Below are 16,157 nucleotides of genomic sequence, written 5' to 3'. Positions count from 1 at the left end.
GGCGCGAGCGACCGGTACAGGCTCCGGGCCCCGCTCGCTGCGCCGTCCCAACGGGGGCTGCCACGGGTTGTGCGGCTGCCCAGGACGGGGTCAGCCGCGGGCGCGGAGGTAGGCCTCCAGTCCGGCCGCCCCGGTCAGCATGGCCCGCCCGCGGGCGGACAGCCGGCCGTGCCAGTCGCGCAGTGCCGCCTCCAGCGGCTCCGGTCCGCCTGCCGACCGCACCTGCGCGATGAGCGGGGCGATCTGCTCCAACAGGTATCCGCCCCGCCTGAGTTGGTGGGTCAGCCGGGCGTCCCGTACGTCGGCCTCCTCGTAGACGCGGTAGCCGGTCACCGGGTCGCGGCGCGGGCTCACCAGCCCGGCGCGCTCCCATGTGCGCAGTGTCGCGGGCCGGATGCCGAGCTCTCCCGCCAGCGGCCCGATGAACCGTCCGCCGGTCCCGGACACCGCCGTGCCGGGTCCGGGCGCCGTGGTGGGGGCCAGGTCGCCGAGGGCTCGCTCCACCGCCTGCAGGGTCCGCCGGTCGTCGAGCAGTTGGGCGTGGCTCTCGTCGACGGTCCGCAGGGCCTCGTCGACCGCGCCCCGGTTCACGGCCCGCATGATCGACGTCGCCACCGCGTGGCCGTGGCCGGGTACCAGGGCGAGGAAGGCGCGCAGGGCACACGCGTGCAGCGGGGTGTAGGCGCGGTAGCCGTGGGGACTGCGGTCGGCGGGCGGGAGGATGCCGGCCTCCTCGTAGTTCCGGACGGCCTGTGTGGACAGACCGTGCCCGCGCGCCAGGTCGATCGGCCTGAGCCGTTCCCCGTTTTGAAGGTTTCGTCCCACGGGCCCGATGATATCGCGGGAAAGTTTCCACCGTGAGTTCAACGATACCGTTGAGGGCATGGCTACTGGCATCAAGGACATCACCCGTGCCGTGACGGCCGCCGCCGTCACGGAGCTGCTCGGGACCCGGCCGCGGGTGCTCGCCCTCGGCGAGCCCACCCACGGCGAGGACACTCTGCTCGACCTGCGCAACGACCTCTTCCGGCAGCTCGTCGAGCGGGAGGGCTACCGGACCGTGGCGATCGAGAGCGACTGTCTGATGGGCCTGGTCGTGGACGAGTACGTCACCTCGGGCACGGGCACCCTCGACGAGGTCATGGAGCGCGGATTCAGCCACGGGTTCGGCACGTCCGCGGCCAACCGCGAACTCGTGCGCTGGATGCGGGAGTACAACGAGGGCCGGCCCGCTTCCGAGCGGCTCCGCTTCGCCGGTTTCGACGGCCCGCTGGAGATCACCGGCGCCGCGAGCCCCCGGCAGGCCCTCACCGCGCTCCACGGCTTCCTCGCCGCCCGACTCGCCCCGGACCTGCTCCCCTGCACCGCGGAAACCCTGGACCGTCTGCTCGGCGCCGACGACCGGTGGACCCATCCCGCCGTCATGACGGACCCGGCCCGGTCCGTGGGGCGGTCGGCCGAGGCCGGGGAGCTGCTGCTGCTCGCCGACGACCTGGTGGCGCTGCTAGAGGCCGAGACACCGCACCTGATCGCGGCGACCTCGCGGGACGACTGGGAGAGGGCGCGCCTGTACGGGCGCACCGCCACCGGCCTGCTGCGCTACCACTCCTGGCTGGCCGACACCTCACCGGGCCGTATGACACGGCTGCTGGGCCAGCGGGACCGGATGATGGCCGACAACCTCCTCGCCCTCGCCGAACGGGGCCCGACCCTGGTCTTCGCGCACAACGCCCATCTCCAGCGGGACAAGAGCACGATGCGCATGTGGGACCAGCCGCTGCTGGAGTGGTGGAGCGCCGGTGCGCTCGTGAGCGCCCGCCTGGGCGAGGAGTACGCCTTCCTGGCCACAGCCCTCGGCACGATCCGCCACCGGGGAGTGGACACCCCGCCGGCGGACAGCCTCGAAGGACTCCTGTACGCGCTTTCGGAGGACCGCTGCGTCGTCGACGGCACCCTGCTGGCCGGCCTCCTCGGCGACCGGCCGCCCGCCCCCCGGGAGTCCCCCTGGTTCGGCTACATGCCGCTCGACCCGGCCCACCTGACCGGGATCGACGCAGTGGTGTTCGTCAAGGACGTTCCGCAGGTCCGGTGAGCGGTCGGCGCGGGAGGAGTCTGCGGGCGGTCAGGGCGAGGGTGACCTCGACCAGGTCGAAGGGGCGGGAGAGGGAGCGCCCTGTCAGTTGTTCGTAGCGGCGCAGGCGGTTGAGGACGGTGTTGCGGTGGCAGTACAGCCGTCTGCTCGCCCGCTGGGCCGAGCCGTCGCAGGCCAGCCAGGTGGCCAGGGTGTCCAGCAGGATCTCCGCGTCGGCGGGCTCGAGGTGCGCCAGCGGACCGAACAGCCGGTCGGCCAGAGCGGTGCCGAGGTCGGGGGACGACACCACCAGCGCCGCCGGCAGGTGTTCCGTCAGCCGGACCGTGCCGCCGGTCTCCGGGCACAGGCTCAGCGCGGTGTCCGCCAGCCTGCGCGCCTCTCCCACCGCCGCGAGCCCTTCGACGACGCTGCTGACCCCCACCCGTACGCCCGGCGGCTGCTCGTCCGCCACCACCGGCTCCGTGTCGTCGCCGACCCGTACGATGCCGTGGTCCGCGTCCACACCCGTGTGCCAGTGCACGCGCACACCCGGAGCGAGGACCGCTTGGGCACCGGGACAGGCGGTGAGGCCGCCACCGCCGACCGCGACGACCACGTACCGGCCCTGCTCCGGCAGCTCCAGCGCGAGCGCGGCCTCGGGCAGGTCGGCGATCCTGCTGGTTCCGTCCAGCAGCGCCGCGGTCAGCAGCCGCACCCTGTTCTCCCGCCGCCAGGCCAGTTGCCGCTCGGTCTGCCGGTAGGCGTCCGCCACGACGGTGCAGTGCTCGTCGACGAAGTGCCACACGTCCGACGCCACGTGCACCAGCAGCCGTACGTCCTCGGGGGCCGTCCGGGAGGTCTCGTCGACCAGGCCCTGCCACACCAGGGAGCCGCCGAGGCGGAAGGCGTGCAGCACCGCGTCCAGCGGCAGCCCCTGCTCGGCGCGTGTGACGCCGATCTTCCAGGAACAGCGGCGCGCGGCGTCGCGGGCGCCGCGCGGGTCCAGCAGCGAGGAGATGCTGTGCCGCAGTGAGCGGTGCACCTCCTGCCAGATCTCGGTGGCATCGTGCTCGATCGCCGATCGGTAGGCGGGCTCCTGGTCCTGGAGCACGGCGACCAGTTGGTCGGTGAGCCGGGGCAGGTCGTCCAGCAGGATCCGGGCGGCGCGGTGCAGCACGCGGAGCGCGTCGGCGTCGATCAGTGACCGCACACGCGGGGTCCGTGGCCGCGGTGCGGGTGCGGGCACGGGTCCGGGGCGGGGCAGGCCACGTGGCCGTACAGCGTGTCGCATCGCGCATCTCCCCCAGGGTCGGCTTCCCGGCGGCGCCCGCGTGGCGGTCCGCGTACCGGCCACCGGCCGGCCGCGGAGCCCGTGGGCGGCCGCCACCTGACTCGTCCTGCCCCGAAGGATCGCATACCGTCCGGTCGGTCCCTAGAGGTGTGCACTGGCCTTTTCCGCCTGTTCGACCAGCCGGACGAGCTCGACCCGGGAGCGGACGCCGAGCATCGCGAAGACGTTGCGCAGGTGGTAGTCGACGGTGCGGGTGCTGACGGACAGGCTCAGGGCCACTTCCCGGTTGGTGGCGCCCTCGGCGACACACCGTGCGATCCGCAGTTGCTGCGGGGTCAGCCGGGACAGGTCCCGCCCGTCGCGCCGGGGCGGCTCTCCGGTACCGGCCCCGGCCGACACCGCGCCGCCCGCGCGCAGTTCCGCGCCCGCCTGGCGCGCCCACAGGTGCGCGCCGCAGCGCTCGAAGTCCACCAGCGCCTCCCCGAGCCGCGCCCGTGCCTCACGCAGCCGGCGCCGACGGCGCAGCCACTTGCCGTGCAGCAGTTCGGTGCGGGCCCGTTCGAAGTCGCCGGAGGTCTCGTCGTGCCGGTCCAGGGCCCGCAGGTACAGCTCGTCGGCTGCCTCCGGTGCAGCCAGCAGGGCGCGGCAGCGCAGGAGTTGGGCGGGAGCCTGCGGGTCGGCGCCGCACCCGGCCCACAGCGCGAAGTCCTCGACCACCGCGCGGGCGCGCTCGGGCTGCCCGGCCAGTGCGGCTGCCTCCACGAAACAGGGGACGGCGAGCATCCACACCGCGAAGTGCCCGCGCCGCGCACCCGGTCTCACCAGGGGGCCGAGCCGGTCGGCGGCCTCGCGGGGGCGGCCCGCACCCAGGTCGGCGCGGGCCGCCGCCCACTGGGCGAGCATGGCGGCCTGCGCCAGTCCGTGCCGCCGGGCCGTGGCGAGCGCGGTCGCCGTGTGCTCGGCGACGCGTTCCTGCGCCCCCTCGATCGATGCCGCGAGGGCCAGCACCGCGTGATGGTGGGCGGCCGTGTTCCGCTGCCCGGTCCGGCGCGCGGCGCGCAGCCCCTCCTCCGCGTGGGTCCGGGCGAGTTGGTGGCGGCCGGCGCGGAGTTCGGCGTAGGCCAGGTACTCCAGGGCTCTCGGTTCGAGGGCGGCGGCCCTCAGGGTGCGTGCCGCGGCCAGCGCCCGCGCCCCGGCCCGGCGGGCGGCGGTCACGTCGCCGAGCATGAGTGCCGCGGCGGCCGAACGCAGCAGCCGCTCGGGCTCGGTGGCGGGACGGCCCCGGTCCACCACCCGGGTCAACGGGGCTGCGGCAAGGTCGAACCGCCCCTGGAGGACCGCCCGCATACCGTCCCGGTGGTCTCGGAGCAGGGCGACCGCGCCGTGCTCCCCGGTCCGGAGCGGGGCGGTCGTGTCTCCGGTTCCGGTCGGGGCCTCGGGGGCGAGGGCGCGGAGGCAGGCCACCGGGTCGCCCGCGGCCCACGCCGCGTCCGCCGCGCCGAGGACTGCCGCGCCGGACTCCGCGGGGCTCGGGCCCGCGAGGAGGGAGGCGGCGAGCAGGAAGGACTCGCGGGCGTCGTCCACCGGGCCGTCGGCCAGGAGCACCCTGGCGCGGAGCAGTTCGGCACGGCCCCGCACCGGGGCGGGTACCTGACAGGTCACGGCGGCGTCGAGCAGCCGCAGGGCCTCGGGCGGATGCCCGGCGAGCAGGGCCTGTTCCGCGGCGGCCGTGTACCGGTGTGCGCGCTCCGCGTCGTCCGGTGTCAGTTCGGCGGCACGCACCTGGACCGTACGGCGCAGACCGGGCGGCAGCCCGGACGTCACGTCGGCCGCGGCAGCGGCCAGTTCCGCGGCGAGGTCCGCGTCGGGGCCCGGGGCGGTCCACGAGCGGTGCAGCAGGGCGGGCACGCCGTGCGGTGCCGGGAGCGCCCCGGCCAGCGCGCGGTGCGCGGCGCGGCGGCGTTCGGGCGGCGCACCGGCGTACACCGTCCTGCCGAGCAGCGCGCTGCGGAACCGGATCCGGTCTTCGACGAGCACGAGCAGGTCGGGCAACTCCGCTCCGTCAAAAGGTGGTTCGGCGTGCGGCACCGGTACGACGGTGGCAGCCGCTCCCGCGCCCGGCCCCTCCCCCCGTCCTGTGAGTACGGCCGCCGCCCGCCGTACGAGCGACGCGTCTGCGTCCGGCTCGCCCGTGACACGTGTCGCCGCCGCGACCGACAACAGCAGGTCGGCGTGGTCGGGCCGCACACCGGTCAGGCACCCGCCGGCGACGGCGGCCAGGGTCCCGGCGTCGGCCGGTGGGCGGGGCAGCGCGCGCCGGCCGCGGAGTTGGGCGGGCGAGAGGCGGTGGGTCAGGGCCACCAGCAGTGCGGGATTGCCCTGCGCCTCGGTCACCAGTTCGTCGCGGACGGCGGGGTCGACGGCACCGTCCGTCAGGTCGTGCAGGAGTCCCGCCGCGTCCCCGGGCGTGAGCGGGGCGAGGTCCAGCACCGGCAGCCCGGCCAACTCCGGGTCCACGGGCCGGTGTCCCGGGACGGTGAGGAGCAGCCCGACCCGGTGGGCGCCGTCCGCCGCGTGCACGCGTGCCGCCGCCCGGCCCAGCACGGCGCGCGAGGCGGGGTCCCACAGGTGCGCGTCGTCCACGCACACCAGCAGGGCCGAACGGGCCGACGCCTCGCGCAGGACGTCCAGGAACACCTTGTCCGCCGTACCCTCGTCGGAGAGGCGTACGGAGCGGCCGGCGGCACGCAGCAGAGTGCGCAGACCGCTGTGCGGCCGCGGGGTCCGGGCCGGATCGGCTCGGACGTGCCACACCGGTCCGGCGCGGAAGGAGCGTGCGGCGAACTCCAGGAAGGCCGTACGTCCGCCACCGGGTTCACCGGTCACGACGTGGACACCGCCGTCGGTGCGCAGCCTGTCCAGCAGCGCGGCGAGCGCCTGCCGTCGGGGTCCCGGGCGGTACCGGAGCGGAGCGGGTCCGGGAGTCGTCTGTCCGGTCATCTCCGCGACGTTACTCACGCGTAAGAAACGGCGGAAGATGTCCGTCCGCACGCACGAACCGGCTCAACCACCGCTCTACCAGCGGCTTTTCGTCGTGTACGCGAGGAACGGAGTGTGCTGCGGACCAAGTCGGGCGCCCCTCGGTGGTGCACACGCACAACGCCGGTGGCGGCCCGCGCACCGCGTGCGGGCCGCCACCGGGTCGAGGTCCGGGGGAACCTCAGGACGTGTGCGGGCAGTTGCCCCGTGCCTCCTCGATCGTCAGGCTCCGCTGCGGCAGCGGGCACAGGAACCGCTCGTAACGGGTGTCGTTGTCGATGAACCGCTTCAGCCACGAGACGCTGTACTTCGCGATCGTGGTGTTGTTCGAGTTGGGCGTGAAGTGGGTGGCGTTGTTCAGTTCCAGGTAGGCCCGGTCGAGGGAGGACGGCAGACCGGTGTAGAGGGGTTCGGCGTGGGTGGAGACCGGGGCGATGGTGTCGCCGTCGGCCCCGAAGATCAGGGTCGGGGTGCGGACCTCGGGCCAGGTCTTGTCGAGGTTCCAGGGCGTCAACGGGATCGCCGCCTGCAGTGAGGGGCGGTCCTTGGCGGCTTCGAGGGTGCCGCCGCCGCCCATCGAGTGGCCCATGACGCCGAGGCGGCTGCTGTCGATGCGGCTGCGGACCGCACTGCTCTGGGTGAGGTAGTCCAGCGCGGCCAGCAGCTGGTCACCGCGGGAGTCGGGCTGGTCGAGCGTGGTGTTCGTGTCGATGGTGAACACCACGAAGCCCTGCGAGGCCAGGCGCGGGCCCAGCCAGGCGATGGAGGACTGGTAGGCGGTGTAGCCGGGCGAGACGGCGATCGCGCCGAACGTTCCGTCGGCGGTGCTGTTCGGATAGTAGATGGTGCCTCCGCCGAAGCCCCTCACGGAGAGCGAGGAGACGGAGATCTCGGAGACGGAGTACGGGCCGCGCAGCGCCTCGATACTGGATTCGGTCGGCGCCGGACCGCGCTCGTAGGGGTTGTCCGCGGCGTGGGCGCCGGGACCGGTGAAGGTGCTGAGGCCGACGACGACGGCGACGGCCGCGGCCAGTCCGGCGAACCGTCCGGTCCTGCCGCGCCGGGGGCGGGCCGGATGCGTGGTCTCGGCCGAGGTGCTGGTGTGGGGGTGCTGCTGCACGACGAGTGGTCCTCTCTGTCGCGGCGAGCCGCCCGGCGGCCGGTGCACGGGGTACGACATGGAACGTGGGAGTGACCGTGCTCCGGCCGTGGGCGCCGCCTCTGGGGCTGGCGGTTGCCACTGTGGGCGCGGAAGGGGCCGGCGCGGACCGGCAATCTCACCGGTCTCGTTCCGCCGTTCCGTCGCGCCGCTCCCCCGGGCCCGTCAGCCCTCCTCTGCCGTCCGCCCCCTCTGTCGGCGGCTCACCGGGCGGCGGTGGGCCGCCGTGCGGGAACTCGTGTGCGCTCGCCCGCGCGTCACCCGCATGGCCCTCTCCGGAAGCCGGTTCGGCCCGCGCCGTGCTCGGATGGAAGCGGCCTGCCTACCCGGAGGGAGCTGGGAATGCACGAGATGTGGTGCGGTGCAGACACTTCGGGGGAGCCTGTGTGGCATGTTCTGACCACGGACAAGAGGACCACGCTGTGCGGGGTGGAGAAGGAGGAGGAGTCCCGTCGGCGCCACGCGACGGACCGCCACTGCTTTCCCTGCATGCAGTCGTTCCAGGAGGTCGTGGAAGCCCACTGAAACCGCCCGCCGTTCCGGCGAGGGATCGCTGCTCCCGGCGCGGCCGACGGCGGCGCCGGCCGTGCCGGGAACAGATCGGTGGTACGCGCACCCGCGCGGGCGGGGTCAGCGCGCGTCTGCCGCCGTGACCGTCGTGAACGGCAGCAGGAGCCGGGAGGGGTGCGCGGCGTCACGGTAGATCTTGTGGGTGACGGGGCGGCCCACCGGCAGGTGGAAGGCGTCCGGCGGCAGCAGGGCGTTGTGCTCGTCGGCCAGCGGCTCGGCGTTGGAGAGCTCCACGACCAGCTTGTGGCCGGGCAGGAACGTCGCCGCGAACGGGTAGACGCGCAGCACGTACTCCTCGATCTTCCCCGGCTCGACCGGCACCGCACGCGTGTGCGGGTGGTAGGGGTCGCCCTCCGTGCTGCGCTCCTCGTCGAGTTCGCGGTGCGAGGCCTTGAGGTAGGCGGTCGTGAGGAGCTGACGCTTGCCGTTCGGAGCCTCGTCCCACATGCGCAGGATGAAGTTCGTGTCGGGCTGGTCGATCTCCGCGAAGAGGTGCGCCGCGCCCTGACCGATCATCTCGGTGGGCTCGGTGAACGGCTCGGTGCTCCAGCTGAGCATCTCCACCTTGTCGGTCACCGTCAGCGGCGCCTGGTAGAAGCCGTCGGGGGCGGCGTACTCGGCGCCCATCGGCTCGGGCTCGAAGGAGAGCTTGCGGCGCGGGCGGAAGTAGAGCGCCTTGTGCTCCACCTCCTTCGGCGGCCACTGCGCACCGGTGACGTACTCGCGCGAGCCCTCGACGTGGACGGTGACGGCGGGCTCGTCCATGACGCCGTTGTCGATGCCCTTGATCCAGTAGTCGTACCAGCGGAACATCTTGTCGTGCTCTTCGATGAAGGGGCGCGACTGCATGGGCGGGTAGGGGCCGATGTCCAGCTTCTTGGGACCCTTGAGGCGGTTGAAGACCTCGATGGTGCCGTCCAGCGTCCAGCCGCGGCCCTGGTCGATCTGGAGCCAGACGGGGATGTCGATGTTCGGTGCGAGGGTGACCGGGTTGCGCTCCTCGTACCACTCGCCGTCGACCTCGTTCATCACGATGTCGAACCAGGCCTCGTGGTTCTTCGGGTAGTTCAGCACGTGGACCAGGTTCGGCCAGGCGGCCACGTCCGGGTCCTTCAGGCGCTCGGCGACGCGCTCCTTGATCTCCTCGGGGGAGAAGGTCTCCAGCATGCGGGACTTGACGCCGTCGGTGAAGGCCCAGCCGGAGTCGCCGCCGCGCCCCTCGCGGGCGGCGCGCGGCATGAACCACATGACGCCGCCGTGGTAGGTGGTCTCGTAGAAGTCGTAGTGGCCGCCGCTGACGAAGATCGCCTTGAGGCTCGGCGGCCGCTCGGCCGCCGCCAGCACCTGCATCGAGCCGAAGTAGGAGATGCCGATCATGCCGACGTTGCCGTCGCACCACGGCTGCTGGGCGACCCACTCGATGAAGTCGTACGCGTCCTGGCCGAGCGGGACGCCACCGGCGTTGTAGTTGCCGATGTGCTCGCCCTCGGAGGCGCCGGAGCCGCGCAGGTCGCCGATGACGTGGACGTAGTCCTCCTGGACGACGCGCGCGATGTCACCGGCCTCGATGCAGCCGTCCCACATCGGGCTGGGGCGCCGCTGCGGTGGCGTGGTGAGGGCGAGGGCCTGCAGTTCCTTGCCGTACGGGCTGAGCGCCACGAGCGCCGGACGCGGCTTGTCCTCGACGCCGCTGTAGGTGTCGGCCGCCAGCACGGCACCGTCGCGCATCGGGATCCGGAGATCCTTGCGGACGGCGATCTTCTGCCCGCCCGCCTGGATCGTCTGGAAGTCAGTCATGAGTGCGAAGCTCCTGTACTACGAGTTCTGTTGTGCTGCGTGCGGTAGCCGTGCATCGAGGTGAAGAACGGCGACGGCTCGAGCGTGGGGTCGCCGGTGTAGCCGAGCTCCTCGGCGGCGCGGGCGAACGGGGAGTACGGCGATTCCGTCTCCTCCAGGCCGGCCCGCAGGCAGCCGCAGGCGGCCTCGGCGACCCGGCCCTCGACGGCGAGGCTCTGGTCGATGGCCTCCCGGGCCTGTACGGCGTCGAGCTCGACGCCGTACGGCGTGCCGTCCGCGCGGCGGTACGGGTGCCCGAGGTACAGCCGCTGCGGACGGATCTCGTCCCGCAGGTACTCCAGACCGGTGCGGTAGGCGGCCGGGTCCGTGTAGCCCGGGAAGCCGTTGGCGGCCCCGTGGACCTGTACGGAGTCGCCGACGAACACCGAGCGCTGCCCGTCGACGACGTAGGCGACCGATCCGGGCGTGTGGCCCGGTATCGAGTGCGCCGAGACGGTGACGCCGCCGCCCAGCGAGAGGGTCTCGCCGCCCTTGAGGAGCAGGGTGGGCTCCATCTCGCCGGAGATGACGGCCTGCGCGGCGGCCGTCACCTTCGCCTCTCCCTCCGGGTCGCCCAGGTACCGGCCCCGTCCCGCGAGGTACTCCTCCACGTGGGCCCGCCGCGAGCGGAGCATCGGGGCGTCGGCCTCGTGGATCACCACCTGTGCGCGCCGGCCGGTGAGCTCCCACAGGGCGTGCGCCCCGCCGACGTGGTCGATGTGACCGTGGGTCAGCAGGATCCAGCGCACGTCCTCGATGCGGCGCCCGATCGCCTCGAGCGCCGGGACCATCCCCTCGGCGGGCGAGGAGGCGATCCCGGTGTCGACGACGGCCGGCTCGGGTGCGTCGATGAAGAAGCTGTAGAGACCGAACCGGCCCCACGGCGAGACCAGGGGATGGACGGGAACTACGTGCGTCATGGCCCTCTTTCTGTGCTCGTACGCGGTCGGCCGGGTCAGCGCCGGCCGAGGAAGTCGCGCGTCTCGGCGAAGACCTCGTGGTACTCCGGGATCCAGGAGAAGTGCTGGACGAATCCGTGGCCCGCGCCCTCGTACCGGCTCACCGTCGCCTCCACGCCGGCCTCCTGCAGCCGCCGGCCGTAGAGCTCGCCCTCGTCGCGCATCGGGTCGTACTCCGCGGTGACCACGAGGGCCGGCGGCAGCCCGGTGAGGTCCGCCCGCTTGATCGGCGAGACGAGCGGGTCCGCGGGATCGGCGCCGCTGTCGATGTAGAAGGCGTTGAAGGGCTTCAGCCCCGCCGTCTCCAGGCCGTAGCCCACGGCGTTCTCCCGCAGCGAGGCATAGCGGTCGACGTCGAAGTCCAGGTCCAGCGAGGGGTAGTAGAGAATCTGGTGCGTGATCCGGTCGAAGCCGTCGTCGTGTGCCCTGGCCGCGACCGCGGCGACGAAGTTGCCGCCGGAGCTGTCGCCGGCGATGGCGAGCGTCGTGCCGTCCCAGGCCAGGCTCTCCCCTTCTTCGGCGACCCACCGCACGACCGCGTAGCAGTCGTCGAGGCCGGCGGGGAAGGCGGCCTCGGGCGCCAGCCGGAAGCCGACGGAGACGACCTTGAGCCCGGTCTCCTTCGCCAGCGAGCGCGCGACGTGGTCGTGCGTGTTCAGGCTGCCGAGGAAGAACGCGCCGCCGTGGAAGTAGACCAGCACGCCGTGGCGGTCGGCCTCGGCCGGTGTGTAGATCCGCACCGGTACCTCGCCCGACGCCGTCCGCGCGGTCACGTCCTCGACCGCGTGGAGCGGCAGGCGCTCCTCGAGGGGAGCGACGTGCGCCTCGTCCCCGGCGCGCATGGCGACCGGGTCGAGCGGGCCCTCGGGCGGGGTGGGCAGGCCGGCGAGGAACTTGGCGATCTCAGGGTGCAGGGGCATTTCGTTACTCCTTCGGCGCGGCGTCGGCGGGCTTCTGGCCGGGGAAGACGTCTTCGATCTCTTCTTCGGACCAGCCCTGGCGCGAGATGGCCTGCAGCTTGTCGGTCTCCGGCTTGCGGATGGCCTGGTACCGGGCCAGCGCCTCCTTCAGGGAGTCCGCGTCCCGCAGGGCGTCGGCGAGCGCGCCGGCGTCCTCGATGGCGGAGTTCGCGCCCTGGCCCTGGTGGTGCAGCATCGAGTGGGCGGCGTCGCCCACCAGGACGACGGAGTCCGAGTGCCACGTGTCGACCGGGTCGATGTCGTAGACCGCGCGGATGTTCACGGCCTGCATGTCGAGGTCACGCGTGATGCTGACGAGGCGCTCGTCGAAGCCCTCCACCGTCGCCAGCATGTCCTCCTTCGTGTTCTTCGGGTTCCAGGTGCTGTCCGGGCACAGGGCGGTGATGTCGAACGACACCTGGCCGCGGTGGCGCAGCGGCAGCAGGTAGATCTTCGTGCCCTTGCCGATGTACATCCGCAGGTTGTCGTCGGTGACCATCCCGTGGGCGTCGTCGACGGAGATGACGGCGCGGTAGGCGTGCTCGCCCGAGAACACCGGGCCCTTGTCGCTGAACAGCTGGTGGCGCACCACCGACTTGATGCCGTCGGCACCGACGACCAGGTCGGCCTCGACGGTCTTGCCGTTCGCGAAGGTGAGGACGGATCGGTCGCCGTTGTCCCGGACGGTCTCCAGCTTGTGACCGAGGTGCACCATGCCCTCGGGGAGCACGCCCAGGAGGGCGTCGATGAAGTCACCGCGGTGGATCAGGTGGGTGTGGGTCTGCTCCCCGGAGACCGGCCACGCCTCTTTCATGATCGGCTCACCGGTGGCCGTGAGGATCTCGAAGTACTCGCTCGGCGAGCTCACCTTCGCGATCGCGTCGAAGATCCCCCACTCGCGGAACCGGTTCATGGTGGCCGGACGCAGACCGATGCCGGCGCCGACCTCCCGGATCTGGGTCGTCTGCTCGTAGACGTCGACCTCGGCGCCCAGCAGGCTGAGGGCCTTGGCCGCCGCCGCGCCGCCGTATCCCGCTCCGACGATGGCGATCTTCAGGTTCTTCAGGTCTGAGGTCTGCATGGTGGTTCTCTCTGATTCTGGAGGGTCAGAAAAGCTCTGGAGGATCAGGAGGACTTCCGGAGGGTGAGGAAGTCGGCCGGGTTGTCGACGAAGATCGTCTTGATCGCGGCTTCGTCGAGACCGGCGGCGCGGAGGTCCGGGATGAGGTCCTCGAAGATGTAGTTGACGGTGTGACCCTTCACGCCCGGCCAGCCCAGGGGGCTGCAGTTGGCGTCGGCGGAGGCGAGGACCTGGTGCAGCCGGCCGTCGCCGATGAACCGGAGGAAGTGGTCGAGGCGCTCCTGGCGGGGGCGGGCCCAGAACGGCGGGTCCGGCAGCTCGGTCTCGTAGCCGAAGGTGTCGAAGCCGATGCGCCCGCCCTGCTCCGCGATCCAGACGTCGCGCGTCTTGTCGGCGTTCACGCCGTCGTCGACGTGCCCGAACAGGACGCGGTCCAGGGGAAGTCCCTCTTCGTTGAAGATCGCGATCGCGTTCTCGGCGTCGATCGCGAGGTGGGTGAGGATCGGCACGCCCGTGGTGAGCGAGGCGCGGGCCGCGGCCCGGTAGATGCGCTTGTCCAGGTCCGTCATGCGGCCGCCGCGGCTCACCCCGACCTTGATGACCCCGGCGAGGCTGCCGGTGTCGCCGATGCCGACGGTGATCTCGTGGACGAACTGGCGGGTCAGGTAGTCCACGTCGGCCCGGGCGAAGTGCGGCAGGGCGGTGTCACCGCCGACGAAGCCGGTGCAGGCGACGATGTGGACGCCGGTCTTCGCGGACAGTGACTTGTAGTAGTCGACGTCGCGGCCGTTGCAGATCCCGGTGGCGTCGACGAAGGTGCCGCCGCCCAGCTCGTGGAACCTGCGCAGCTTCGGGACGGTCTCCTCGTACCGCTGCTCGGGGGTCTTCCACCACTTCGTGTCCAGCTCGGAGCCGGGCATGCCGTAGCCGATGTGCTCGTGGATGGCCACGAGACCCAGCTCCTCGGCCGGGATCGGCCCCAGGACGGTGTTCACTCTCGACACAACACTCACCTTTGCTGAAGAAACTCGATGGTCGTTCGTGCCGACGCGCTCAGCGCGTCGACAGCAGGTCGCGCGGGTTCTCCACGAGGATCCGCTGCGTGTCCTCGTCGCTGAGAGCCCGTGCCTTCAGGAGCGGGACGAAGGTGGTCAGGACGTAGCTGTACGGGAGGTCGTTGCCGGGGTGGCCCTTCGCCACGCCGGTCGCGTTGCTCGAGAGCAGGACCCGGTTGCCGAAGCCGGCCCGCACCAGGTCGGTGACCAGGTCGGCGCGCTCGGCGTCGGTGATGTGGGCCTCGTCCTCCGCACCGACGTGGTCGAGCGCGACATAGGCACCGCGGCGGGCGATCTCGAGGGGGGCGCCGGTGGCGGCGGCGTCCCTGCGGTCGAGTCCGCCGACGACGACGCGGTCGGCCGGCAGCTTCTCGTCCAGGACGACGTCGAGGTCGTGGACGGCGTCGCTCCCGTAGCGGACGGAGACCGCGACACCGGTGCTCAGGGCGGCCCGGGCCGCGCCGCGGAACAGGCTCTCGTCGGTCGCGGTCATGCCCTCGAGGGTCGCGGTGGTGGCCACCAGGCCGGCGGCGCCGCGGCGCTCCACGCGGGGGACCACCATGCCCTCGGTGACCTCCTTGGCGAAGAGGTCGGCGAACTTCTCGGCCGGCCACGGCGTCGGCGGGTTGGTCTGCGGCGTGAGGAAGTAGCCGCCGAGCAGCTCCTCCGGGCCCTGCCCCGTCGAGGCGACGATGTGCACGCCGGTCGTGCGGGAGAGTGCCTCGTACAGCCGGACGTCCCGGCCGTGGAACATGCCGGTGCTGTCGACGATCGTGCCGCCGCCGTGGGCGCGGAAGTCCTTCAGCTTCGCGGCGAGGGTCTCGAAGATCTCGGCGCGGTCGATGGTGATGTCGTACGCGTGCTCGGCACCCGGAACCACGGAGAGCAGGGCCTCGTGGACCGCGACGACGCCCAGCCGCTCGGTCGGCACCGGGCCCAGAACGGTGTTGACGGTGTTGCTCTTGACGCTCATGCCTGCCCTCACGTGTTCAGGTGGGGTGCCCAGCACCCTGTGGCTGCTGGCACAGTATCTATTCGGTTTACACAGCGTCAATGAAATGAACGAAACGTAAAACGATGCGCGGGGGACGGGGCGGACAAACCGGGGCTTCCCGCCCGGCGCTGCACGTCAAGGCCGTCCGAGGAGATGGCGGCCTCGCCGTCGCGGATGCCTCGAATGCGGTGAATGCGGCGAATGCGACGGAAAGTGTTGTCGGCGTCAGAGGCTGGTCGCGACGTCGAACAGGAGCGCCCGGAGCCATTCCACGAAGTACTGATCGGCCAGCCGGGGGTTCCAGACCATGTCGATCCCGAGCCCGGGAAGCGGGAACGGGAACTCCTCGATCCGCAGATCGGCGAGCGCCTGCATGGCGACGGCGACCCGGTGACGGAGGAGAGCGACACCGCCTGCGCGCGCCACCAGGAAGGGCACCAGCAGGAAGTCGGAGCTCAACTGGCCGACGCGGTAGGTGACTTCCTTCTCGTCGAGCACCGAATACGGGAAGACGCGCCGGTCGGTGTCGACGACGACGTGCGGCTGAGTGGTCAGGAGGTCGAGCGCGCTCGCTTCCGGTGGCGTGTCCGGTGAGGCCACCACCACACAGCGGTCGTTGTACAGCCGCTCGCGCGGGTACGGCGAGAAGTGCCCCTCGGAGAGCAGCACGACGTCGACGCCCTTGTCGGTGAAGGTGGCCTCCGTCGGCACCGTGATCGTCAGCAGACGCAACGTGGCGTGGGGCGCACGCTCGGCAACGAGCCGTGCCAGTCGGGGACCGACGACGAACGCCGTGCTGGTCGTCATGGCGATCGTGATGACGCGCCGATCCGTGGCGGGGTCGAAGCAGGGGAAGTTGACGATGTGCGCCGTCTGTTCCAGGGCACTGCGCAGTGGCGCGATCAGCTCCAGCGCGCGCGGGGTCAGCGTGAGGCTTGTGCCTTGCCGGACGACGAGGTCGTCACCCAGCAGCCGCCGCATCCTGGTGAGGGCGTGGCTCATCGCCGGCTGTGACAGGCCGACCCGCTCCGCGGCCCTGGTCACCGAACGTTCCTCGAGGAGCGCGAGGAGGGGCACCAGCAGGTTGAGGTTGACCGATGCCAGTCGGTCCAGCCCCGAACCCGTGGCGCCCTCTTCACCCAT

13 protein-coding genes are annotated in these 16,157 nt (G+C 72.1%); 2 read left to right on the top strand and 11 right to left on the bottom strand.

The genetic code is table 11. The features are described from left to right. Positions 1 to 90 precede the first annotated feature (90 nt). Entirely contained in the window at positions 91 to 825 is a 735-nt protein-coding gene (locus tag ACVW19_RS33140) for a TioE family transcriptional regulator (RefSeq protein WP_457464200.1), read from the bottom strand. 58 nt (positions 826 to 883) lie between these two features. On the opposite strand from ACVW19_RS33140, the gene ACVW19_RS33135 reads away from it, so the two are divergent. Continuing rightward, complete coding sequence (locus ACVW19_RS33135; protein ID WP_457464199.1) at positions 884 to 2,092, top strand: erythromycin esterase family protein; 1,209 nt, start codon at positions 884 to 886, stop codon at positions 2,090 to 2,092. On the opposite strand, the gene ACVW19_RS33130 is transcribed toward ACVW19_RS33135, so the two are convergent. The 3 genes from ACVW19_RS33130 to bdeA form a co-directional block, all read right to left on the bottom strand. Further along, positions 2,067 to 3,362, bottom strand: coding sequence for a helix-turn-helix domain-containing protein (locus ACVW19_RS33130; protein ID WP_457464197.1), 1,296 nt, complete (start codon positions 3,360 to 3,362; stop codon positions 2,067 to 2,069). The genes ACVW19_RS33135 and ACVW19_RS33130 overlap by 26 nt on opposite strands. Before the next feature lie 141 nt (positions 3,363 to 3,503). Continuing rightward, complete coding sequence (locus ACVW19_RS33125) at positions 3,504 to 6,362, bottom strand: LuxR C-terminal-related transcriptional regulator (protein WP_457464196.1); 2,859 nt, start codon at positions 6,360 to 6,362, stop codon at positions 3,504 to 3,506. 220 nt (positions 6,363 to 6,582) lie between these two features. Beyond that, positions 6,583 to 7,521, bottom strand: a complete 939-nt coding sequence (gene bdeA / locus ACVW19_RS33120) for a bis(hydroxyethyl) terephthalate hydrolase (protein ID WP_457464194.1) — start codon at positions 7,519 to 7,521, stop codon at positions 6,583 to 6,585. Positions 7,522 to 7,944: 423 nt separating this feature from the next. Here bdeA and ACVW19_RS33115 point away from each other — a divergent pair, with 423 nt between their 5' ends. After that, positions 7,945 to 8,085, top strand: a complete 141-nt coding sequence (locus tag ACVW19_RS33115) for a hypothetical protein (RefSeq protein ID WP_457464192.1) — start codon at positions 7,945 to 7,947, stop codon at positions 8,083 to 8,085. A gap of 105 nt (positions 8,086 to 8,190) precedes the next feature. Here the strand turns inward: ACVW19_RS33115 and ACVW19_RS33110 are convergent, their stop codons facing one another. The 7 genes from ACVW19_RS33110 to ACVW19_RS33080 all read right to left on the bottom strand — a co-directional run bounded on the left by ACVW19_RS33110 (position 8,191) and on the right by ACVW19_RS33080 (position 16,157). Further along, a complete protein-coding gene (locus ACVW19_RS33110) occupies positions 8,191 to 9,927 on the bottom strand; it encodes a CocE/NonD family hydrolase (RefSeq protein ID WP_457464190.1) in 1,737 nt (578 codons plus the stop codon). Then, positions 9,924 to 10,886 (bottom strand): MBL fold metallo-hydrolase, encoded by a 963-nt coding sequence (locus ACVW19_RS33105; RefSeq protein ID WP_457464189.1) that lies wholly within the window; start codon positions 10,884 to 10,886, stop codon positions 9,924 to 9,926. Before ACVW19_RS33105 ends, ACVW19_RS33110 begins: the two co-directional genes overlap by 4 nt. Before the next feature lie 35 nt (positions 10,887 to 10,921). Further along, positions 10,922 to 11,845: an alpha/beta hydrolase gene (locus ACVW19_RS33100; RefSeq protein ID WP_457464188.1), complete on the bottom strand. Its 924-nt coding sequence runs from the start codon at positions 11,843 to 11,845 to the stop codon at positions 10,922 to 10,924. A gap of 4 nt (positions 11,846 to 11,849) precedes the next feature. Beyond that, on the bottom strand, positions 11,850 to 12,965 hold the full coding sequence (locus ACVW19_RS33095) for an FAD-dependent oxidoreductase (protein WP_457464186.1): 1,116 nt from the start codon (positions 12,963 to 12,965) through the stop codon (positions 11,850 to 11,852). Between the two features lie 44 nt (positions 12,966 to 13,009). Beyond that, a complete protein-coding gene (locus ACVW19_RS33090) occupies positions 13,010 to 13,969 on the bottom strand; it encodes a phosphotriesterase family protein (RefSeq protein ID WP_202276936.1) in 960 nt (319 codons plus the stop codon). A 49-nt stretch (positions 13,970 to 14,018) separates the two neighbouring features. Further along, entirely contained in the window at positions 14,019 to 14,993 is a 975-nt protein-coding gene (locus tag ACVW19_RS33085) for a phosphotriesterase family protein (protein ID WP_457464185.1), read from the bottom strand. 246 nt (positions 14,994 to 15,239) lie between these two features. Continuing rightward, the gene (locus ACVW19_RS33080; protein WP_457464183.1) at positions 15,240 to 16,157 is read right to left on the bottom strand and encodes a LysR family transcriptional regulator; all 918 of its coding nucleotides are present in this window, start codon (positions 16,155 to 16,157) and stop codon (positions 15,240 to 15,242) included.

This window comes from Streptomyces sp. TE5632 (assembly GCF_054061295.1).
This window is presented reverse-complemented; position numbering and strand designations above follow the sequence as displayed.